The following is a 20,041-nucleotide window of genomic DNA, read 5'->3' as shown; positions in this document are numbered from 1 at the left end:
CCGCGAGGCGCACGCACGGGGGCAGCGGATTCCCTTAATAAGCTCAGCTCCTCTTCCGTTAATAGAAGGTATGAAAGTACCCTAGCCAGCCGGAGGACAGGCCTTGATGGGAGGAAGGATATTCACGGACAGGAGGGTGTTCGAGGAGACCTACGTGCCTGAGATACTGCCGGTCAGGGACAAGGAGGCGGAGATGCTGCTGAACAGGTACACGTCAAGGTTCAGCGAGGGGCCAGGTGCCACTGACATAACAGTCATATATGGCTCCATAGGAAGGGTTGGCATAGGCAAGACCACGCTGGCGAAATATGTAGCGCACGCCCTCCAGGAGCACCTCAGGAGGAGGGGCGTTAACCTTAAGCCTGTCTACATAAACGTCTACGGCGCCCCCAGCGTGCACCAGATACTCTCAGGCATAGTCTCGGAGCTTGGCATAAACGTGCCGCTCAGGGGGACGGCGGCCATAGAGATGCTTAAGGCTATAACGGACTACCTTTACATAAAGGACTCCTACGCCCTCGTGGTCCTGGACGAGTTCCAGTCGCTGCTCATGTCAACGAGGGTCAGCAACGAGGACCTCTATATGCTGCTCAGGGTCTACGAGGAGATACCCCCTAAGGACAACGTGAACAGGCTCAACTTCCTCCTGGTCTCGCAGGACTTCAAGGTGCTCAGCTACATGAAGGAGAGGATACCGCAGGTCGAGTCCCAGATAGGCTTCAAGGTCTACCTAAAGCCCTACACGGCCGACGAGCTGAGGGCCATACTCGAGCAGAGGGCCGCCCTGGGCCTCGCAGACGCCGCGTGGAACCACGACATAATTGACATGATATCAGACTACTATGGTTACTCCGAGACCAAGGGGGGTGACGGCAGCGCCAGGAGGGCCATACTTGCGCTCAGGATGGCTGCTGAGATGGCTGAGGCTGAAGGGGCCATCAGGATAACTGAGGAGCACGTGAGGAGGGCCATAAGCACTGACGCCATATCAAACGTGCCACTTGACGTCATGAGGTCCCTGAACATTCACGAGCTGCTCATACTGCTGGCCATCTCAACCCTCATAGCAGCCAAGGGGGGCTGGCTCTCCACAGGGGAGATAAAGGGCGAGTACGAGAGCCTCGCCAAGGCCTACGGGGAGGAGCCCAGGAAGCACACGCAGTTCTATGAGTACCTCAAGGACCTCTCTAACCTGGGCCTCCTGGAGTCCAGGGTGACCAACCTGCCCCAGAGGGGCAGGACCACCATGGTGAGGCTCCCGCCCGAGATCCCTGCGGACAGGCTCAGGGAGGTCGTCGAGTCCATAATAATGGACAGGGTCGGCGGCCCAAAGGTCTCGCCCTGAGGTGTAGGACTTGAAGGTGGAGGACCTGCTCTCCAGCAAGGGGAGGGTTAAGGTACTTAAGGTGCTCCTGAGCGAGGGCCAGGCCAACATAACTAGGATAGTTAGGGAGTCCGGGCTCAACCACAGGCTCGTCGAGAAGCACCTTGAGGAGCTGGTTAGGATGGGCATAGTCCAGGAGAGGAGATACGGCAGGCTGAGGATGTTCATGGTGGACCTCAGGGACCCCAAGGTAAGCGGGCTCAGCGAGGTGCTGAGGCAGCTGGAGAGCCTCTAGGTTTGTGTGAGTTGATTTAACTTCAACCGCCTACGTCTCCTAGGGCGACCTAAGTGGCCCACATGGTTGACGTCACAAACAAGCCTGTAGTCTACAGGGAGGCCACGGCCTCCGGCGAGATAGTGCTCAGGCCCGAGACGGTGAAGAGGATCAGGGAGGGCCTCGTTGAGAAGGGCAACGTTGAGGCCGTGGCCTCGGTCGCGGCCGTCATGGCAGCCAAGGACTCCTCAAAGATAATACCGTTGGCTCACCCAATACCGATAACTGGCGTCGACGTAAGCTTTGACTACACCGAGAACAGCGTCAGGATGAGGGTGACTGTGAGGACCAAGGCTGAGACGGGCGTCGAGATGGACGCCCTGGCGGGCGTCATGGCGGGCCTGCTGGCCATATGGGACATGGTTAAGGCCTACGAGAAGGACGAGAAGGGCCAGTACCCAGTAACGGCCATAAGGAACGTCGTGGTTGAGTCCAAGTTCAAGGGGGAGGCATAGGCTTACTCATTTTTCCTCCCCCTCCACCTGGGATCAGGGAGCCAACTTGAGGGTTCACGACGCGCTCAGGAAGGCGTTCACCAAGTACAATGCCTACGCGGACCCGTTCACGCTAATGGAGCTAGAGACCTTCGTTCAGGCGGCCGTCAGGGAGGGGCCGCAGGGGAACAGCATGAGGTCACTGGTTGATAACATAGAAGTTATACTGAGGAGGTCCGAGGACCCGGACGCGGAGACGAAGGCTAGGGAGATAGCCGAGTACGTGGTTCAGCTCTGCAGCTCAGGGTGCAGCTGATGAGCCTCAGCAGGAACTCCCTGGCCTCCCTGTTGGCCGACGTGGAGCCCCTGATAATACATCACTGGGACGCCGACGGCATAGCCTCCGCGGTAACCGTGGCCCAGTTCGTGGGGCCCGGGGCTGTCTTCATGGTGCCTCCCTTCACTTATAGGCCGCAGAGGGACTTCTTAGAGCAGGCGTCTAAGCTGGCAGCCAACAAGGACGTGGTGCTAGTTCTAGATTATAATGCTCCCCCGGAGGTCTACGCGTCGCTAGTGGCAGCCATAGGAGGGAGGCCCGTGGTGGCTGTTGACCACCACACCACTACCTACCCGAGGGTTCCAAACTTCTACTATTACAACCCTGCCGCTGAGGGCGACCCAAGCGGCCTCTGGCCCAGCGCAGCCCACGTCATAGCTGACGCCCTCGGCTTCTACGACCCCATGCTGGTAGCCATGAGCATATACGGCGACCTGTGGGACGACGCCGTCAACAACAGGGTGTACAAGGCTTACATGGAGGAGATAGGGCTTGACGTGAAGGAGGACTCGGAGCTGATAAGGAACTGCGCCATGCAGATATGGGCGGCGGAGGCGGCGAGGCTAAAGGATGTAATAGACGGCCTCGCCTACTCGCTGGCCTACGGCGGGGCGGACCCGTGCGAGGCCATACTGAGCGACCCTCGCATGACCAACGCCAGGGAGGCCGTGGAGGAGGAGCTGAGCAGGGCCCGCTCGGCCGCCTCGAGGAGGGAGGAGCTCAACGGAAGGGTGCTGGCCTTCGGGGTCACCACGAAGTATAAGATAACAGGCATGCTGGCCAGGCAGCTGGCCAGGGAGAACGCCGGCAAGATAGTGGTGGTTTATTCTATAGAGGAGGGCGCCACGGGCAGGATCTACGTCAGGGGGCTTGCCCAGGCCAAGCCGCTCATAGAGGAGCTCCGCTCTAAGGGGCTTAACGTGGGCGGAAAGAGCCAGAGGGGCAACAATGTGGTTTCGCTTGAAGTTCAGCCAGGCGACCTTGAACAGGCGGTGGACCTGGTAATTAAGTCCATAGGAAAGCTCGCAGACTTGTTGGTTAGCAGTAGTTAGATAATGTCAGCAAGCAGCGAGGCCAGAAGCCTAAGCGACGTCACGGGGCTGGTTACAATAGTATTGGCTGCGGCCAGGTAAAATCGCCATGACTTAACAGACTCCCTGAAGAGGCTCTCATGGACGTCATAGTCTATCCTGCCTGAGACCCTCTCTGCAAGTCCTGAGTCCGCGGCGGCCCTTATCAGCACGTCGACGGCCTCGGGCCTCTCATGAAGTAGCCTGGAGAGCCTGTAGGTCCTCCTCAGAACCTTAAGTACGTCCATCACCGCCCCCTCTACGGCGTCAGCCGGTTCGGCCCCGCCGTTAATGAGGGCCTGCGCCCTTCGGGCGGCAGCCGCCGATGGGTAAAGCCCCCCGCCCGTGAGCGGCTTGTTCATAGAAGCGGCGTCGCCGACTGCTATCACCCTGCCCAGCCTCACCCTCCTTGGCATAGGGCCCGTCAATATGGGCCCCCCATATGTCTTCAGCGGCTTTCCCTCGGCCCCGTGAACTCTCATGGACTCCTCCAGCAGCCTACCAAGGCCCCTTGGGTCCCTCGAGGCGGTCCCTATGATGGTTAGGTCGTCTACGGAGACCCTCCACGAAAAGAAGCCGTCTGACGTGGACCTGTCGAACCTGGCCACGAAGTCAGCTCCACCGCCCCCCTCGAACTCGGCGTTGACCCCGAAGAGGGAGCTGCCTGAGAACCCTATGCCTAAGGGTTCCCTCAGGCGGCCGTTAAAGCCCTCGGCCAGCACGACGACATCATAGCTCCTGCCGGAGGGCAGCACCTCGCCCGAGGGCAGGGGCCTAGCCTTAGCCCTGCTGATGAAGTTCACGCCTTCAGCCTCTGCCTCCTCAAGCATGAGCTCCTCAAGCCTCACCCTGTTGAGCTTAACTATGGGCTGCGAGGCCCTTAGCCTAAGGGACAGCCTGGGGCCCGCTATGACGAAGCTCCCTATGGTTCCCAGCTCGGAGCGCAGGGCGGGGCGGCCTATCATGTCCTGGGTGGCCTTGGACACGAGCCCCGTGCAGTGCTCCGGGTAGCCGACCCTGTCGTGCTCCTCATACAGGTCAACGTTCACCCCGCCCTGGGCCAGCGACAGGGCGAACATCAGCCCTGAGAAGCCGGCCCCTACCACAGCCGCCCTCATGTCCTGGGCCTGTAAGTTCACGCCTAGATGCAATAGCTAAAAATTCAGATGCCTAGGTTAGGAGGGGACTGAAGCTTGAGCGCTCAGGACATAAGCGTAGCCTTTGAAAAGATGGACTCGTACGCTGGCCCAGTGACGATAGTGAACCTACGCAAGCTCGAGGAGAAGGGCATAGTAAAGGTCAGCGAGATGCCGTACTCAATAAGGGTCCTGCTGGAGAACATAGTTAGAAACTACGACGGCTTTGTTGTGAGGGACGAGGACCTAAAGACCATATTTAATTGGAGGGAGAACGCGGGAAAGGCTGAGATACCGCTCCTGCCTGCAAGGGTGATAATGCAGGACCTCACGGGGGTCCCGGCCATAGTGGACCTGGCTGCTATGAGGGACCAGTTCGCCCAGATGGGCTATGACCCCAACATGGTCAACCCGCTCATACCCGTGGACCTTGTAATTGACCACAGCGTCCAGGTAGACTACTACGGCACCAGCCTCGCCCTGAAGAAGAACATAGAGAAGGAGTTCGAGAGGAACTCGGAGAGGTACAGGTTCCTCAAGTGGGCTCAGAAGTCGTTCCAGAACCTGAGGGTCGTGCCCCCAGGCAAGGGAATAATTCACCAGGTTAACCTCGAGTACCTCGCTAAGGTGGTATGGATAGGGAACGACAGGCGCAGGGGCCTCACGGCCTACCCCGACAGCGTCCTCGGCACCGACAGCCACACGACCATGATAAACGGCCTCGGCGTGCTCGGCTGGGGCGTCGGAGGCATAGAGGCGGAGGCGGTGGTCCTCGGCCAGCCGTACTACATGCTGGTGCCCCCGGTGGTCGGAGTTAAGCTCGTCGGCAAGCCAAGGGAGGGCGTCACGCCGACGGACATAGTGCTCTACATAACGGAGACCCTAAGGAAGGCAAACGTCGTAGGCAAGTTTGTCGAGTTCTTCGGCCCAGGCATAAAGTACCTGAGCGCCCCTGACAGGGCGACCATAGCTAACATGGCGCCTGAGTACGGGGCCACCATGGGCTACTTCCCAATTGACGAGGTCACCATAAGCTACCTGGCCATGAGTGGGAGGGACCCGAGGCACGTGAGCTTCGTGGAGGAGTACGCCAAGAGGGTCGGCCTCTGGCACGACGAGAACGCCCCGCAGCCCTCCTACAGCCAGCTCATAGAGATAGACCTGGGCAAGATAGAGCCGGCCATAGCTGGGCCAGCCCACCCCGAGGACAGGATACCCCTGAGCGCTGCCAAGCAGCAGCTCAACGCCATAATAGAGTCATATGCTAAGTCACAGAACAGGCAGAGGAAGACGTCTAAGCTCACAATAGACGGTGAGACCTACGACGTGGGCGACGGCATGGTAATAATTGCCGCCATAACTAGCTGCACCAACACCAGCAACCCAACCAACATGATAGCCGCTGGCCTCCTGGCCAGGAACGCGGTCCAGCGCGGCCTAAGGGTGAAGCCATGGGTTAAGACCAGCAACGCCCCAGGGAGCAGGGTGGTCACCGAGTACCTTACAAGGCTCGGCCTTATGCCTTATCTTGAGGCCCTGGGCTTCCACATAACTGGCTACGGCTGCACTGTCTGCATAGGCAACACGGGGCCGCTCAGGAAGGAGGTCGAGGACTTCATAAGGTCCGAGAAGGTCTACACGGCTGCAGTGCTCAGCGGCAACAGGAACTTCGAGGGAAGGATACACCCGCTCGCCACCGGTGCTTTCCTGGCCTCGCCGCCGCTGGTCGTCGCATACGCCATAGCCGGCAGGATAGACATAGACTTCGACAGGGAGCCGCTGGGCTACGATCCCAACGGCGAGCCCGTGTACCTGAAGGACATATGGCCCTCGGCCGAGGAGGTGGCCAAGTACGTGCAGGGAGCCCTTGACCCGAAGGAGTTCCAGGAGAAGTACAGCGACATATTTGAGGGCACCGAGGAGTGGGTGAAGCTAGAGTCGCCCGCGACGCCGACGTTCCAGTGGGACCCCAAGAGCACCTACCTCAAGAGGCCCCCATTCTTCGAGGGGATGACTGAGAACCCAGAGCCGCTCAAGGACATAAAGGGAGCCAGGGTGCTCATCTACGCCCCAGACAGGATAAGCACAGACCACATAAGCCCGGCCGGTGCCATAAGCCCGACATCAAAGGCCGGCCAGTACCTGCTCAGCCTGGGAGTGAAGCCTGAGGAGCTCAACACGTGCGGGAGCAGGAGGGGCAACCACGAGGTCATGATGAGGTGCACCTTCGACAACCCCAAGTTCAAGAACCTGCTGACCCCGGACAGGACCGGGGGCTACACCATATACTGGCCCACAAAGGAGGTCATGCACGTGTTTGACGCTGCAGTGAAGTACAGGGAGGCCGGCATACCAGTCATAGTGCTGGGCAGGAGCCAGTACGGCATGGGAAGCAGCAGGGACTGGGCCGCCAAGGGACCCTACCTGCTGGGCGTTAAGGCCGTCATAGCTAAGAGCTTCGAGAGGATTCACAGGAGCAACCTGGTAGGCATGGGAATAGTGCCCATAGAGTTCATGCCTAACGAGGGTCCGGACGAGCTGGGGCTTGACGGCAGCGAGACCTACGATATAATAGGGCTCTCCGACCTGACCCCAGGCAAGATCCTGACCATAAGGGCCGTGAAGCCAGACGGCAGGGTCATAGAGTTTAAGGCCAAGGCCAGGGTCGACACGCCGATAGAGGTCGAGTACATAAGGCACGGAGGTATACTGCACTACATGCTAAGGCAGCTGATGAGGGAGGCAAAGGAGAAGGCAAAGGGGTGAGGGGTGCAGTTTAAGCTATTCAAAAACCTTCGCATATGAGGAGGCTGGAACTTTTTCTGTACGTCTTAGTTCCTTCACCTCCCACAGAAGTGGGTAACAGGCGGAAGTTATATGTGTTCACCCGCGGGCGCGGCCCAGGTGCCCTCTTATGGGGTTTCTTGAAATCGACCTCCTTCCAGGCCGCTCACTCCCCAGCATGTCTAATATCTCGGCGTAGAAGAAGCCGAGGATTATCCAGCCCATGAAGACGTAGACCACGTACTTGTTGACACTGGGAAGTGAGTACAGGAGCACGAAGATGCTGAGGGAGGCGCCGAGGAGCCCTATAATGAGCTCATGCAGGTGCTTGAGGACCCTCCTGGCGGAGAGCCTTGCCAGGGAGAAGTTAGCGGACGAGTGTATGAACAGGTTGAACATGCCCGCGAGGGAGCCGAGCGCAACGAAAGTGTAGAAGAGCCCAAGCCGATAGGCCAGGAGGGTGAGAACTGCGACGAAGAGCGCGGCAGCCATGGCCTCGGCGTAGAGGGGCCTGCCCCTGGCCCTGGCTGAGAGCGGCCTCGGCATGTAGCCGTCCAAAGCCATGGCCTCTATGGTCCTTGAGAGCGCAAGCATGTACGAGACCCCGCCGAGGGCGCCATCATTTATTGCTATGACAGCCAGCGGCACCAGGCTGTAGAGGCCAAACCTGTGGAGCGAGTACCCCACTAGGTTCCCTGAGAACTTCATGGCCTCGAGCGAGTAGAGGAACAGGGAGGCCAGCAGGCCGCCGTAAAGGACAACCATGATAGCGGCCTTGCCTATGTTCCTGGACTCAGCGTCGCCGCCGAGGGGCGCTATGGAGCCGTAGCCCGTCGGTATTCCAAGCCCTAGGAGGGTGGCCGCGAGGAGCCTCGAGCTCAGCCCGAATCTGAACGGGTCGTAGAGCCTCCAGCCCGAGTCCCTGAGGAAGACCACTGAAAGCGTCACAACGATGATCATCTCCGCTATTGAGACCGCCTCGGCGTACTTGGCGGAGTACCTTACGCCTAGCATCACGACAGCGGCTGCCGCGGAGCTCACTAGGAGCGCGAGGGCCCACTGGGGCACTACATTACCAATGCCCTGCTGAAGCACGTAGGCGCCTCCTGCAGCAGGGTGCCGCCGTAAGCTATGGCGTAAGCCAGGTAGGTCCAGCCCGTGTTAAGGCCGAGGTTTGGGGTTAGGGAGTAGTAGGCGTAGACATAATAGCCCCCTCCCCTCTTGAACCTCCTACTCATGAAGTAAACCACGAGGCCGTTTATGCTGACCACTGCTGTAGCTATGAGCATGGCCAGGGGCGCAGCCTCCCCTGCAAGTATAACCATTGCTGTCCCAAACGTGAGCAGCGATATAAGGGGCGCCCGACCTCCAAATGATAGGAAGAAGAGCTCGCTGAGGCTGAGCTTCCCGCGTTTGTCCTCCTTCGCCTGCAGCAGCTCGGCCCTTGGCTCTGACACCAGGACTCAGCCACGGAGCTCTGGGCCAGGAGGGCTAAAGGACGTTTGAGGGGCAAAAACTTAATAGGTTCAGGCCCGCGTCACCCTGCTCTTCAAGAACTCAACGACGGTCTGTACAAAGCCCTGGGGGTCGTCAAGGTAGCAGGCGTGCCTCTCACCTATTCTGACCAGCTCGGCCGTGTTGACCCTGCTCATGACGGCTTCAGCGTTGTCTATCGGTGACACGTCGTCGTGTTTGCCCCATATGAGCAGAATCGGCTTGCCGGTCAACATCTTGAACTGGGGCCCGTGCCTCACCAGGTCCACTGCGCCCACCAGGATCAGGCCAAGCACCTTGTCTGGGTGGGCCAGGGCGTAGGTCGCGACTGTATTGCCTCCAAGGCTCGCGCCCAGCAGCACGCCCGCGTTGAAGTTAACCATGGGCAGGAAGTCCTCCAGGAACTTCAGGCCTCCCCCGAAGCCATACTTGCCCTGGGGGGTCTCGCCCTGGCCAGGGGGGTCAACAGATATGGCCCTGAACCCGGCGTCGGCCACGGCCTTGACGAGGCCCACCTGTACCCACGTCCTGGCGTTGTAGGCGGCCCCTGGCATCATGACAACAGGGGTGCCGGAGCCCTCCTCTACGTAGTGAACCTTAACTCCTCCAACGGTAGCGTACCTGTCAGGCACTCCAGGTCCCAGGGAGGCCTGGGCGTTTGAAGAAAAACGGTTAACTCCGCTTACCTCAGCCTCAGCCCGGCCCTCCTTATCTTACCTATGGCCCTCTTGGTTATCTCCATGTTACAGGACCCGTGGGCGGAGCACCAGGACTCGCAGCTCCTGGCGGTGTCGCTGTCAGCATATATCATTCCGCAGACCTCACACGCGTAGTACCTTGAGCTTCCTAGGACGAACCTCCAGCGTTGCTATCACCGTCGAAAAAAGGTGTACCCATGAGGTTTTGAAGAAAGGTCCTTATGGCTGCGCATTCATCGACTAGCCGTAAGCTGCAGGGCCTCTGGTGGGCCTCTGGCACGTTTAAGAACGCTTTTATATAATTAAGAACAGCTGTTCTTAATGGTGGCGGGCTTGCCCGAGGACCTTGGAGGCCTGATAGACAGGGCCCGCTGGGGGAGGGCCCACACACTAATATTTGCGTCAACGGCGATAGGCTTCTTCGTGTGGGGTATAATTAACGCGCTGGCGTACTCCGTTTACCCATGAGCCTCTACGGAATAGGAAGCGCTATAATAGTGTTGGACCTGCTGCTGCTTAAGCCCGGCCTCAGGCAGATGATCATATTCCTGGCGGCCTACGCGATCTCTATGATTGGCATTGAAGGCGAGGTGCCCGTGGGGCTGGCGCTCCTAGCGGAGATCATGCCAGTCAGGTGGAGGCAGAAGAGCCTGGTCCTGAGCCCTAACTTTGAGAACATAGGGGCCGCGGCCGGCGCCGCAGCCATATATCTGACTTACTTCCTGGGCCCCCACGCCCCCGTCGTTGACGCATTATCAATAGTAGGCATGGCCGTGGGAGGGCTCGTCGCCGCCATAGTAATTAGACTCATGATGCCAGAGTCCATAAGGTGGCTCACGGCCAAGGGGCTGGCCAACGTAGCGGAGAGGGAGGTGAAGAGGGTCAACTTCACTGAGGACCCCGACGTGAAGGTTGAGGAAGTCAACAGCAGGCTGGGCATGAAGTCAAGGTTCCTGGTGCTCACGTCGTGGAGCATAGCAAACTACCTGACCTGGTCGCTCATGGCGTTTGTGCTGGCGGACTATTACTTCAAGCCACCGCAGCTGTACCTGGTAATGTTCTACGCTAACCTGGGCGCCGCGGCGGCAGGCCTGGTAGTGCCGCTCTTCATAGAGAAAATTAACACCAGGATCTACAGCCTGCTGTCCTTTGCCCTGGCGTCGCTGAGCTTTATACCGGTGCTGCTCTACGTAGCTTTAGGCCTTGATAACGCCGCCGTATTTTATGCCCTGACCTTCACTAACCTGTTCTTCATAACATTTACCTGGTTTGCCAGAACTATATACGAGCCCCTGCTCTTCCCAACGGAGAGGAGGGCCTTCATGGTGGGCTCCTTCAGAGCAGTGGCGATGACTGCTTACAGCGCATCCACCTATGTCACGTACAACTTCTCGGAGCTCGACTTCGCGCTCTACGGACTTATCATGGAGCTCGTTGGGCTGGCTGGGGCCCTGTGGTGGGCCTTCAAGGGCTATGACGTGAGGATGAAGTCCACAGACTCACTGTCCGCCATACCATCAAGGCCGTCCTATAGGCCGCTACCCTGAAAATGAAGTATCGATAATAGATTTTTATAAACTAAATTAATTAGTACATTAGTTTTAAAGGATTCGCCGCCTTGTGCAACACATGGGATACTGCGTTGGAGCTTCCGAGCTACCTGGACCTGTTAGACTACCAGGACGACAGCATAGCAATTAAGGCGTGGAGCGAGGCCGTTAAGAACCTCTCAGCGGACGACGTGAAGGCAAAGGTGACAGCTAACCGGGCGAGGCTACTCTCAATGTTGTCCTCAAGGAGCCTACAGGTCAGGATGGCCGCCTGGCCAATTGCCGTGGCCCTGCTCAAGGAGGGGCTCCTGGGCGAGGGCGACCTGAGGGCCCTGGGCAAGTATTATGTTGAGGCGCTCAGCTCCATAGGCCCTGAGGACTACCTTAAGGCCGCCTTCGTCTCCGTGGCGCCCGAGCTGATATCGAGGGGCGTAATACGTAAGGAGGACGTTAAGGCTGCGAGCGACGCCATATGGAGGCTTGTTGACAGGCTGGGGGCCAGCAACCCTCAGCTAACCCGGGCCGTAGAGGAGCTGCTTAGGGTCGGCGCGCTTTCAAAGAGGAGCTGGTCCAGCGGCGTCAGGGTCCTGAGTGACGACGCCATAATTCTTTAAGGCTCAGCTAAACTTTTTAACCTGTCCTAAATCAGTATAGAGGTAAGCGGGTGATCCTCCAGAGTTGAAACGACGGAAGCCAGGTAAGGTTATGTACGTGGTTCAGGGCTTAGCATTTTTTGTATCCCTGGCCTGGGCGCTGGCAACTCACCACGTCTCCCCAGCCGAGATGGCGGGAACGGTTGGAGCCTCAATGATAGACGACGTGGTCATAGCTGCCGTCCCTCTGCTGATGAGGGCCCTGAAGGCAGCTGGAATAGTCAAAGGCTCAGGCCCTGCCTAAGCTGACGTCCCTCCATATGGAGGCCGCCGCGCTCGTGCCAATTCTAAACTTCGAGGGGTCCGGGGGCCTTCCTGAGGCCTCAAGGAGCTCCTGGACCTGCCTCAGGGTCCTTATGCCTCCAGCCGCCTTTATTCCAAGCGAAGGGTTGTACTTGTTGGTCACCTCAGCCATGAGCCTCACGTTGTCTGCCTGGGCCCCCGGCCTGTTGCCTATTGACGACGCGTACTCCCTGTCCTCGAAGCCCGTGCTCGTCTTTATGAAGTCGGCCCCCGAGGTGGCCACGATCTCGTAGAGCTTAAGCTTCTCATCCCTGGTGGTGTAGGCGTCCTCAACTATGACCTTTATCACGAGGCCCTCGCCGTGGGCCGCCCTGACGACCCTGCTCAGGTCCCTGGAGACCTCGGCCCAGCGGCCTGACTTGACTAACGTGATAGGGGCCACTATGTCTACCTCGTCAGCCCCGTTGGCCGCGGCCCTGGCTATCGCCTCAACCCTGGACTCCGTGTCCATGGCCCCGAAGGGAAAGTCTATGACTGAGCAGACCCTCAGGGCGGCCCCGGAGTCGTCCACGAGGCTCCTCGCAAAGCCCACGTAAACTGGGTTGACGCAGATGGAGTAGCAGCCGAAGCTGATGGCCTCCTGGAACACCTTCCTTACGTCCTCCCTAGTTGAGTACGGCTTAAGGATTGTGTGGTCCACGAGCTTCATAACATCGGCCCCTGAGAGCCCCAAGCCCTTTCCCTCGGGCGCTAGGCTTATTGCCATTATTAAGCCTAAGGTACTCGGTGCGGCGGTTGGAGGACAAGGTAGGTGAGGCTATTAAGCTGCTGAGGGACGAGCTCGGCGACGACAAAGTTATAACTGACCCCAACGTGGTGACGCTGTACTCGAGGGAGCCCGACGGGCTGGCCCACCAGGCCAACGCCGTCGTCTTCCCCTCCACGCCTGGCGAGGTAAGCAGGGTGGTGGCGACCAGCTACTCCTACGAGGTCCCGATATACCCGCAGGGAAGCTCTAGCAGCCTCTCGGGCAACGCTGTGCCCCTGAGGGGAGGGCTTGTGCTGAGCCTTGAGAGGATGTCGTCAATACTCGACGTCAGCCTGGTGGACTCCGTCGTTGACGTTGAGCCCGGGGTCAGGATAGACGACCTGAACGTGGAGCTCTCCAAGGTGGGCTACATGTTCCCGGTTGACCCGGCCAGCCAGGCGGTGGCCACGGTAGGAGGGGCGATAAACAACGGGGCAGGCGGCATGAGGGGGGCAAAGTACGGCACCATGAGGGACTGGGTCAACGGCCTTGAGGTTGTTTTGGCAGACGAGTCAGGCACGAGGCTCTGGCTAGGGTGCCGCACCGTTAAGTGCAGGGAGGGCTACGACCTGGTAAGGCTCATAGTCGGCAGCGAGGGCACGCTGGCCGTCGTGACCAGGGCTGCCCTCAGGATAGCGCCCCTGCCCGAGAAGGTGGTGACGGCGCTCGCCTTCTTTGACGACGTAGGCTCTCTGATGAAGGCTTACATGGCCATTAAGACCAGCAGGGTGCAGCCCTACATAGCCGAGTTCATGGACGCGCCCACCGTTAAGCTGGCCTCGCAGGCCGTGAGCCTGCCCTTTGATGCCAGCGGCAACATGTTCCTGGTGAGCCTTGAGAGCACGCCGGAGAGCTCAGAGAGGCACCTCAGGTGGCTTGAGGGCGTCATGAGGTCCTCGGGGGCCAGGAGCGTCTACACTGCCGACAACGATAAGGAAGCCGAGCCCCTATACCAGCTCAGGAGGTCCCTCTTCCCAGCACAGGTCAACATGTTCAGGAGGCCTGGGAGGCCCTTCCAGCTCTTCATAGAGGACATAGTAGTGCCCCCGTCAAGGGTGCCAGACGCTATAAGGGAGCTCAGGGCCCTTGACGACAAGTACGGCCTGACCTCGTCGCTGGGGGGCCACATTGGTGACGGCAACTTGCACCCAGCCATAGGCTTTGACCCCACAGACCCCGAGTCGACTAAGGTTGCCCTGCAGTGGTTTGACGACGTTGTTGACATAGCGCTGAGGCTGGGAGGGGCCGTAAGCGCGGAGCACGGCATTGGGGTGATAAAGAGGGAGGCGCTCAGGAGGGCGGTGGGCGACAGGCAGCTCGAGCTGATGAGGTCCATCAAGGCGGCCTTTGACCCAAGGGGCATACTTAACCCTGGGAAGCTTTTCTGACCAAAAAGTAGGTTTACCTTGTGAACCTGTAGAGCCCGCTCTGCACCAGGGAGCTCATCTGCAGGGAGTCCTGCTGCCCGTGAGGCGACCTCACTATTCTGGCGGAGCTCCTGTTCTCGTGCCTTACGGTTGACATTTTTCTCTCCCAGCCCAGGTGTACTGTTTCAGCACTTTTAAACAGTTATTCGTATTAATGAATCAGTAAAAATAGACATTGATTGATAATAAAATGTGTACAGCGAGCTGTTCACGTAGTTATAGCCTTGGCCAGGCCCGGCGGCGAGTCTATGGGCAGCCCCCTCTCAAAGCCCACCCTGTATGCAAGGAGCTGAAGCGGCACTACAGCAGCTATTGGGTAAAGCTCGGGCCTCATCGCGCGGGGCGACTGCAGGGCGGCCTGCGTTGAGTCTGAGACCTCTATCACCTTGGCCTCCCTGGCCCTCAGCTCAGACATGACCCTTGAGTAGAGCTCCTCCGCGGCCTCCTCCCTGGGCTTTATGACTATTATTGGGTAGTTGCCGCTTGCCAACACCATGGGGCCGTGCCTGAGCTCGCCGAGCTGAACCCCCTCCGCGTGCAGCATTGCGGCCTCCTTGAGCTTGAGGGCCCCCTCCAGGGCCACGGGGTAAGTTATGCCGCTGCTCACCACGTAGGCGTCCCTGGAGTCCCTCAGCTCCCCCGCTATCTTTGACGCGGCCGCATCTATGGCTGGCATGCCCTCGGCGAGGGACCTGGAGAAGGACCTCACGTCGTTGTAGAGCTCATTTAGCTCCGCCTGCGATAGCCTGCCCGCGGTGAGGCCCACGTGGGCCGCCAGCAGCATGAGGGCCACGAGGGTTGACGTGAACGTCTTAGTTGCTGGCACCGCGAGCTCGGGCCCAGCTCCTATCGGGAGGTAGACGTTGGACTCCAGGGCTAGCCTCGAGCCCAGGACGTTGGTCACCCCAACTATCACCGCCCCCCTCTGCTTGGCCATCTTGACGCTCCTTATGACGTCGCTTGTCTCGCCGCTCTGGCTGACCGCCAGCACGACGGTGCCGGTGCCCACGCTGTCCAGCGCGTAATAGGGGAACTCGGCCGCGCTGATGACGTCTATGCTCATGCCCCCAAGCGACGAGAAGTAGTAGGCAGAGACCATGCCTGCGTGGAGGCTTGTGCCGTTGCCTATTATAAAGGCCCTCCTGGCGCCGTAGAGTATCATGCCCGAGAGCCTCAGGTACTTGTCCATCAGCGAGTGGGTCGTCCTCTCCAGGGCCTCAGGTATCTCGTAGATCTCCTTAAGCATGTAGTGCGGGTAGCCGGCCTTGTCAAGGGAGCCAGGCTCGTACTTGACCCTCTTGGAGGTGAGCTGCTGCACCGGGCTCCCGTCGGCGCTGAAGACGGAGAGCTCGCCTGAGGCTGATATGTAGCCGTAGGAGCCCTCGGGCACTATCACCGCCTCATCGGCGAAGCCGTAGAGGCTGGGCAGGTCGCTGGCCAGGTACAGGCAGTCCTGCCCCCTGCCTATCACCAGGGGCTGGCCGTCCTGCACGAACCAGACCCTCTCGTCACCTGACCTCACGTAGGCCGCCGAGAACGTGCCGCGGAGCGTGCCCAGAAGGTCCCCGGGCCCCTTGCCCTCCTCAAGGAGGTGCGGTATGACCTCCGTGTCCGTGGTGGTCACGAGCCTGTGCCCCCTAGAGGCCAACGACGAGCGGAGCTGCTCGTAGTTGTCTATGACCCCGTCCATTACAACAGCCACCCTGCCGGTGCAGTCAAGTATTGGGTGGGCGTTCTCAATGGTTGGCCACCCCCTGGTGGCGTACCTGGTGTGGCCCAGGGCCACCCGCGAGGTGAACGAGAAGAGCCCAGGGTTCCTGTCGGCGGGGCCCATGGCCTTCTTGACTTCAATTTTATCGTCAAGGAACGCCACGCCGACGCTGTCATAGCCCCTGTAGGTCAGCCTCCTCAGCCCCTCAAGTACCGCTGAGCCATCCCTGGGCGACCTGCAGGCGAACGCGAATATTCCTCCCAAGCTTCCACCAAGTGATCTGGGCCGTGGGAGCTATAAAGGGGGCTAGATCCATGGGCAGCTTGACCCTGAGGCACGCAGTAATATTAACCCCGCACGAGGTCATACCTGAGGGCTTCGTAAGGATAGTCGACGGGGTGGTGACGGGCATCGGTCCTGAGCCAGCGGAGCAGGGGCCTGACGACATCAACGTGAGGGGTCACCTGGTGGCCCCAGGCCTTGTTGATGTACACATACACGGCGCGGGCGGCTACGACGTCATGAGCCTGAAGTCAAGGGACCTGGAGGGGATGGCCAAGTTCCTCGCCTGCAGGGGCGTGACCTCCTTTGTGCCTACCACCGTCAGTCTTCCGCCCGATGACATAAAGAGGGCGTGCGCGGCCCTAATCAGCTTCATGGACTCCAGGCCGAGGGGCGCGGCCAGGGCCCTGGGGCTTCACCTCGAGGGGTCCTACATAAGCCCTGGGAGGCGCGGCGCCCACCTGGCCGAGAACCTCAGGGCCCCGGACCTCGGGGAGCTTAGGGAGCTGCTCGCCTCGTGCAGGGGCGTGATAAGGGAGGTCACCATAGCGCCTGAGCTGCCAGGGGCCATCGACGCTATAAGGCTGCTGTCGTCCAGCGGGGTCACGGTCCAGCTGGGCCACACAGACGCAACTTTCTCTCAGGCCATGGAGGCCCTCAGGGCCGGGGCCACCAAGTTCACGCACCTCTTTGACGCCATGAGGCCCTTCCACCACAGGGAGCCGGGCACTGTGGGGGCCGCGCTGCTCAGCGACGCCTACGTTGAGCTAATAGGGGACCTGGTCCACGTCTCCCCTGAGGCGATACTCCTTGCCTACAGGGCTATCGGACCTCGCAGGCTGGTCCTAGTCTCAGACGCCACGCCGGCGGCCGGGCTGCCCGAGGGCGAGTACTCGTTCTGGGGCCTCAGCGTGGTCTCGAGGGGCGGGGCCGCCTGGATCAGGGGCTCTAACACGTTGGCCGGGAGCGCCTCCACGCTGGAGACCGATATGGCCAACCTCTACAGGGTTGGGATTAACATCGCAGATGCCGTGGGGGCGGCCACCCAGAACCCAGCTATGTCAATAGGAGCACACTTAAAGGAAGGTGTCGGGGAGCTGAGGACTGGCATGAGGGGGACTTGGTGATCCTTGACAAGGAGCTGAAGGTGGTGGCCTCCGTAGTTGACGGCGAGACGGTCTGTGGGAGCCTTTAAGACGCAGGGTTATATAGCGAACTCTTTCCCACGAACGGGGGTGCTAGAGCTGCAGGTGCTCCAGCTCATAGCTCTGACCGTGGCCCTGTCCGCAAGCGGAGCGCTTTCACCTGGGCCCCTTTCTGCCGCGGCGGTGGCCAACGGCGCCAGGCAATCCTGGAGGGCGGGAGTTAAGATGGCCGCGGGCCACATGACCTTTGAGCTGCCCTTCGTGGTTGCGATAGGCCTGGCCGCCTACGAGCTCAGGTGGGCCCTCAGCCTCAGCATAGTTAGGTACGCCCTTGGAGCGGTGCTCGGGGCCTTCATAGTTTACTTCTCCGTGGCCACGGCTACTGACGGCTTGAGGATGCTCAGGGGCGGGGACCCTGAGGTGAGGGCATCGCTTGCCTCAACGCCATACGTCACGGGTCTCGCACTCACGGCCCTTAACCCCTTCTTCCTCCTGTGGTGGCTCACGGTAGGGCTTGTGCTCGTGGAGGCGGCGTCCACGATGGGCCTCGTGGTGGGGTACTCAATAATGTACCCGAGCCACGTGTGGATGGACTACGCCTGGCTCACCCTCCTCTCGGGCCTCGGCCACCAGGGCAGGAGGCTCTCGGTCAGGAGGTACGGCCTCCTCCTTCTGGCCCTCTCAGCCGTCATGCTGGCCGCTGGGGCCTATGCACTGATGGCCCTCGCCTAGGGCCTCCTAGCTATCAGGACCCCCTCCAGCGTGGGCACTACAGCGTACCTCCAGCCCGCGCCGCTGAGCTGCTGGAAGGTCTCGGCCGGGGGCGGGGGCCTTATGGCGTTGTGGAACATGACGAGGCCTCCCCTCTTGAGCTTCCTAAGCATGAGCTCGGCGACCCTGGGGTAGAGGCTCACGTGGACATCAACAAAGGCCGTGTCTATGCTCTCATCATCGACTCCCTCAAGCACGTTGACCGCGTTGCCCTCAATAAACGACACCTTGACCTTCTCGAGCTTGATGTCCCTGAAGAACTCCTGGGCAGCCTTGACCCTGTCGCCCCTTAGCTCGACGGCGACGACGTCGCACTCGCCTGAGCACGAGTCCTCGAGGGCCTTAGATATCCAGAGCGTCGAGTACCCCATGGCCGAGCCCAGGTCAAGGACCTTGGCTCCAGAGGCCCCGCTCAGGTGAGTGAAGAGGGCGGAGTAGATTACGAGGCCGTCATCAAAGTCTATCCTGCTGACGCCGGCTGAGTCCGAGTCCAGCCTGAGCTTCAGCTCCAGGTCCCTGAAGTCGCTCTCCCTCAAGCAGTTACCCCAGGGCTCAGTGGGGCATTACTAATTTAAGGTAACTCCTTTTGAAACAAAATATTTTCTAATTTAAAACGTAATGGAGAGGCTTAGGATTTGCACACGAATTGCACATAATTTTGGAAAGGTGATTTTAATTTTAACCTAGCCTAAACTCCTTGAGGCGAGAACGTGGACGTAAAGCTAGTGGGCCTCTCGGTGCTGGTCATCGTGCTAGTGGTAGTCGCCGGTGCCCTGGGCGTCATGTACTCATCGCTTGCCTCGAAGTACTCAAGTCTAAAGTCGAGCTACTCCTCACTCAAGGGCAGCTACTCCAGCCTAAACACGAGCTACACAACCCTCAGCGCAGCTACTCCTCACTCAAGGGCGAGTACTCCTCGCTGCAGAACATGTACTCAGCCCTTGAGAGCATGTACAAGAACCAGCAGGCTGACGTAGTTCTGGCCGCAGCCATGAGTCACTGGAACGACATAGCGATAGAGAGCGCCCCGCTCGTGATAGCTGAGTACGCGCCCAATGCAACGCTCGACTGGGTAGGAGGCCCCCTGAGCGGCGTGTACACAGGAATCTCAGCCATTAACGCCACCTGGACAAGGTTCGACAACATGTACGAGTACGTTGTCTGGTACGCCCTCGTGCTGCCGACGGTGCAGGTCAAGGGTGACATGGCCATGGTGAAGGCCTCGCTGCAGTTCGTGGTGTTCCCGTACCCGACGGCGTCCAACCCGCATCCCGTTGAGCTGGTGCTGAACGTGACCGAGATACTCTATTACAACTACAACGCGACCGCCATGCAGTGGCAGATAGTCAACGAGTACTGGATAGTGCACCCGCTGTCGATATCTGACGTGGCCCCAGACTACTCGCCAGGCCAGTACCAGGGCTGAGGGGCCCAGCTTGGCCTGCCTAAACATAAAAGCTGGACCTTTTTTGTTCAATCCGCTTATTTACTCAGGCTTACGTATGACCTCCTGGGAAACCTATGAATGCCTGAGAGGGGCCTCAGCTTTCGAGACAAGGACCACCTGCTCTGGTGGCTCTTCATCGGCTCAAGGGGAGATGAGGCTGAGGATCGTGGAGCTGCTCGCCAAGGGGCCGGCCAACGCGAACCAGATAGCTGAGGCCCTGGGCGTCAACTACAGGACCGTCAGGCACCACCTGGAGCTCCTTGTGGAGTCCGGCCTGGTCATGACGGAGGGCCCCAGGTACGGGCAGCTCTACTACCTAATTGAAGGACATGCTTGAGTCCCTGGGAAGGGTTAAGGAAATGGTCAAGGAGGGGAGGCTCAGGTGGCGATGAC

Annotated in this window: 22 protein-coding genes and 2 pseudogenes; 16 read left to right on the top strand and 8 right to left on the bottom strand. The window is 59.6% G+C overall.

Translation table 11 applies throughout. The annotated features are described in order from the left end of the window. The first annotated feature begins 106 nt into the window (after positions 1-106). The 5 genes from ACP5H1_RS04150 (at position 107) to ACP5H1_RS04130 (ending at position 3,481) form a co-directional block, all read left to right on the top strand. On the top strand, positions 107-1,345 hold the full coding sequence (locus tag ACP5H1_RS04150; RefSeq protein ID WP_427972051.1) for a Cdc6/Cdc18 family protein: 1,239 nt from the start codon (positions 107-109) through the stop codon (positions 1,343-1,345). Positions 1,346-1,361: 16 nt separating this feature from the next. After that, positions 1,362-1,619, top strand: coding sequence for a helix-turn-helix domain-containing protein (locus tag ACP5H1_RS04145; protein WP_427972100.1), 258 nt, complete (start codon positions 1,362-1,364; stop codon positions 1,617-1,619). 62 nt (positions 1,620-1,681) lie between these two features. Then, the gene (gene moaC, locus ACP5H1_RS04140) at positions 1,682-2,113 is read left to right on the top strand and encodes a cyclic pyranopterin monophosphate synthase MoaC (protein ID WP_427972098.1); all 432 of its coding nucleotides are present in this window, start codon (positions 1,682-1,684) and stop codon (positions 2,111-2,113) included. A gap of 46 nt (positions 2,114-2,159) precedes the next feature. Continuing rightward, positions 2,160-2,408: a hypothetical protein gene (locus tag ACP5H1_RS04135; protein WP_427972048.1), complete on the top strand. Its 249-nt coding sequence runs from the start codon at positions 2,160-2,162 to the stop codon at positions 2,406-2,408. Further along, positions 2,408-3,481, top strand: coding sequence for a hypothetical protein (locus ACP5H1_RS04130; RefSeq protein WP_427972046.1), 1,074 nt, complete (start codon positions 2,408-2,410; stop codon positions 3,479-3,481). Before ACP5H1_RS04135 ends, ACP5H1_RS04130 begins: the two co-directional genes overlap by 1 nt. On the opposite strand, the gene ACP5H1_RS04125 is transcribed toward ACP5H1_RS04130, so the two are convergent. Beyond that, a complete protein-coding gene (locus tag ACP5H1_RS04125; RefSeq protein ID WP_427972044.1) occupies positions 3,478-4,617 on the bottom strand; it encodes an NAD(P)-binding protein in 1,140 nt (379 codons plus the stop codon). The two genes, ACP5H1_RS04130 and ACP5H1_RS04125, sit on opposite strands and share 4 nt — an antisense overlap. 111 nt (positions 4,618-4,728) lie before the next feature. On the opposite strand from ACP5H1_RS04125, the gene acnA reads away from it, so the two are divergent. Continuing rightward, complete coding sequence (gene acnA, locus ACP5H1_RS04120; protein ID WP_427972095.1) at positions 4,729-7,401, top strand: aconitate hydratase AcnA; 2,673 nt, start codon at positions 4,729-4,731, stop codon at positions 7,399-7,401. 117 nt (positions 7,402-7,518) lie between these two features. On the opposite strand, the pseudogene ACP5H1_RS04115 reads toward acnA, so the two are convergent. From ACP5H1_RS04115 to ACP5H1_RS04105, 3 genes and pseudogenes are all read right to left on the bottom strand, one after another. After that, positions 7,519-8,876 (bottom strand): annotated as a pseudogene (locus ACP5H1_RS04115) (APC family permease). A gap of 69 nt (positions 8,877-8,945) precedes the next feature. Next, on the bottom strand, positions 8,946-9,545 hold the full coding sequence (locus ACP5H1_RS04110) for an alpha/beta fold hydrolase (protein ID WP_427972041.1): 600 nt from the start codon (positions 9,543-9,545) through the stop codon (positions 8,946-8,948). A gap of 50 nt (positions 9,546-9,595) precedes the next feature. Then, a pseudogene (locus ACP5H1_RS04105) lies at positions 9,596-9,739 on the bottom strand (hypothetical protein); the annotation flags it as partial. Positions 9,740-9,932: 193 nt separating this feature from the next. Here ACP5H1_RS04105 and ACP5H1_RS04100 point away from each other — a divergent pair. The 4 genes from ACP5H1_RS04100 (at position 9,933) to ACP5H1_RS04085 (ending at position 12,058) form a co-directional block, all read left to right on the top strand. Continuing rightward, on the top strand, positions 9,933-10,079 hold the full coding sequence (locus ACP5H1_RS04100; protein ID WP_427972039.1) for a hypothetical protein: 147 nt from the start codon (positions 9,933-9,935) through the stop codon (positions 10,077-10,079). Then, a complete protein-coding gene (locus ACP5H1_RS04095) occupies positions 10,076-11,158 on the top strand; it encodes an MFS transporter (protein ID WP_427972036.1) in 1,083 nt (360 codons plus the stop codon). The genes ACP5H1_RS04100 and ACP5H1_RS04095 overlap by 4 nt, the downstream gene beginning before the upstream one ends. 95 nt (positions 11,159-11,253) lie before the next feature. Beyond that, on the top strand, positions 11,254-11,775 hold the full coding sequence (locus tag ACP5H1_RS04090; RefSeq protein WP_427972034.1) for a hypothetical protein: 522 nt from the start codon (positions 11,254-11,256) through the stop codon (positions 11,773-11,775). A gap of 97 nt (positions 11,776-11,872) precedes the next feature. Further along, positions 11,873-12,058, top strand: a complete 186-nt coding sequence (locus ACP5H1_RS04085) for a hypothetical protein (RefSeq protein WP_427972031.1) — start codon at positions 11,873-11,875, stop codon at positions 12,056-12,058. Here ACP5H1_RS04085 and deoC read toward each other — a convergent pair. Beyond that, positions 12,044-12,790, bottom strand: a complete 747-nt coding sequence (deoC, locus tag ACP5H1_RS04080) for a deoxyribose-phosphate aldolase (RefSeq protein WP_427972029.1) — start codon at positions 12,788-12,790, stop codon at positions 12,044-12,046. The two genes, ACP5H1_RS04085 and deoC, sit on opposite strands and share 15 nt — an antisense overlap. Before the next feature lie 53 nt (positions 12,791-12,843). On the opposite strand from deoC, the gene ACP5H1_RS04075 reads away from it, so the two are divergent. Continuing rightward, on the top strand, positions 12,844-14,253 hold the full coding sequence (locus ACP5H1_RS04075) for an FAD-binding oxidoreductase (RefSeq protein ID WP_427972026.1): 1,410 nt from the start codon (positions 12,844-12,846) through the stop codon (positions 14,251-14,253). A 13-nt stretch (positions 14,254-14,266) separates the two neighbouring features. On the opposite strand, the gene ACP5H1_RS04070 is transcribed toward ACP5H1_RS04075, so the two are convergent. Together ACP5H1_RS04070 and glmS are read right to left on the bottom strand one after the other, a co-directional pair. Next, a complete protein-coding gene (locus ACP5H1_RS04070; protein WP_427972023.1) occupies positions 14,267-14,389 on the bottom strand; it encodes a hypothetical protein in 123 nt (40 codons plus the stop codon). 111 nt (positions 14,390-14,500) lie between these two features. Continuing rightward, positions 14,501-16,267 (bottom strand): glutamine--fructose-6-phosphate transaminase (isomerizing), encoded by a 1,767-nt coding sequence (gene glmS, locus ACP5H1_RS04065; RefSeq protein WP_427972021.1) that lies wholly within the window; start codon positions 16,265-16,267, stop codon positions 14,501-14,503. 50 nt (positions 16,268-16,317) lie between these two features. Here glmS and nagA point away from each other — a divergent pair, with 50 nt between their 5' ends. Further along, positions 16,318-17,412, top strand: coding sequence for an N-acetylglucosamine-6-phosphate deacetylase (nagA, locus tag ACP5H1_RS04060; protein ID WP_427972018.1), 1,095 nt, complete (start codon positions 16,318-16,320; stop codon positions 17,410-17,412). Positions 17,413-17,520: 108 nt separating this feature from the next. Beyond that, complete coding sequence (locus ACP5H1_RS04055; RefSeq protein WP_427972016.1) at positions 17,521-18,162, top strand: LysE family transporter; 642 nt, start codon at positions 17,521-17,523, stop codon at positions 18,160-18,162. Here the strand turns inward: ACP5H1_RS04055 and ACP5H1_RS04050 are convergent. Next, complete coding sequence (locus ACP5H1_RS04050; RefSeq protein WP_427972014.1) at positions 18,159-18,737, bottom strand: O-methyltransferase; 579 nt, start codon at positions 18,735-18,737, stop codon at positions 18,159-18,161. The genes ACP5H1_RS04055 and ACP5H1_RS04050 overlap by 4 nt on opposite strands. 174 nt (positions 18,738-18,911) lie before the next feature. Between ACP5H1_RS04050 and ACP5H1_RS04045 the strand changes: the two genes are divergently transcribed. From ACP5H1_RS04045 to ACP5H1_RS04035, 3 genes are all read left to right on the top strand, one after another. Then, on the top strand, positions 18,912-19,178 hold the full coding sequence (locus ACP5H1_RS04045; protein WP_427972013.1) for a hypothetical protein: 267 nt from the start codon (positions 18,912-18,914) through the stop codon (positions 19,176-19,178). After that, entirely contained in the window at positions 19,130-19,627 is a 498-nt protein-coding gene (locus tag ACP5H1_RS04040) for a hypothetical protein (protein ID WP_427972011.1), read from the top strand. The genes ACP5H1_RS04045 and ACP5H1_RS04040 overlap by 49 nt, the downstream gene beginning before the upstream one ends. Positions 19,628-19,799: 172 nt before the next feature. After that, a complete protein-coding gene (locus ACP5H1_RS04035) occupies positions 19,800-19,985 on the top strand; it encodes a winged helix-turn-helix domain-containing protein (protein WP_427972008.1) in 186 nt (61 codons plus the stop codon). Positions 19,986-20,041 lie beyond the last annotated feature (56 nt).

The sequence above is a fragment of the Acidilobus sp. genome, assembly GCF_049973875.1.
Lineage (GTDB): Archaea > Thermoproteota > Thermoprotei_A > Sulfolobales > Acidilobaceae > Acidilobus.
Note: the sequence above shows the minus strand (reverse complement) of the source record. Positions and strands in the feature narration are given on the sequence as shown.

What these genes read in the sequence shown, in the direction of transcription:
- ACP5H1_RS04150 (WP_427972051.1), top strand. Translation starts at nt 107, where the DNA reads ATGGGAGGAAGGATATTCACGGACAGGAGGGTGTTCGAGGAGACCTAC.
- moaC (WP_427972098.1), top strand. Translation starts at nt 1,682, where the DNA reads ATGGTTGACGTCACAAACAAGCCTGTAGTCTACAGGGAGGCCACGGCC.
- ACP5H1_RS04130 (WP_427972046.1), top strand. Translation starts at nt 2,408, where the DNA reads ATGAGCCTCAGCAGGAACTCCCTGGCCTCCCTGTTGGCCGACGTGGAG.
- ACP5H1_RS04125 (WP_427972044.1), bottom strand. Translation starts at nt 4,617, where the DNA reads ATGAGGGCGGCTGTGGTAGGGGCCGGCTTCTCAGGGCTGATGTTCGCC.
- acnA (WP_427972095.1), top strand. Translation starts at nt 4,729, where the DNA reads ATGGACTCGTACGCTGGCCCAGTGACGATAGTGAACCTACGCAAGCTC.
- ACP5H1_RS04100 (WP_427972039.1), top strand. Translation starts at nt 9,933, where the DNA reads ATGGTGGCGGGCTTGCCCGAGGACCTTGGAGGCCTGATAGACAGGGCC.
- ACP5H1_RS04095 (WP_427972036.1), top strand. Translation starts at nt 10,076, where the DNA reads ATGAGCCTCTACGGAATAGGAAGCGCTATAATAGTGTTGGACCTGCTG.
- ACP5H1_RS04070 (WP_427972023.1), bottom strand. Translation starts at nt 14,389, where the DNA reads ATGTCAACCGTAAGGCACGAGAACAGGAGCTCCGCCAGAATAGTGAGG.
- nagA (WP_427972018.1), top strand. Translation starts at nt 16,318, where the DNA reads ATGGGCAGCTTGACCCTGAGGCACGCAGTAATATTAACCCCGCACGAG.
- ACP5H1_RS04040 (WP_427972011.1), top strand. Translation starts at nt 19,130, where the DNA reads ATGTACTCAGCCCTTGAGAGCATGTACAAGAACCAGCAGGCTGACGTA.
- ACP5H1_RS04035 (WP_427972008.1), top strand. Translation starts at nt 19,800, where the DNA reads ATGAGGCTGAGGATCGTGGAGCTGCTCGCCAAGGGGCCGGCCAACGCG.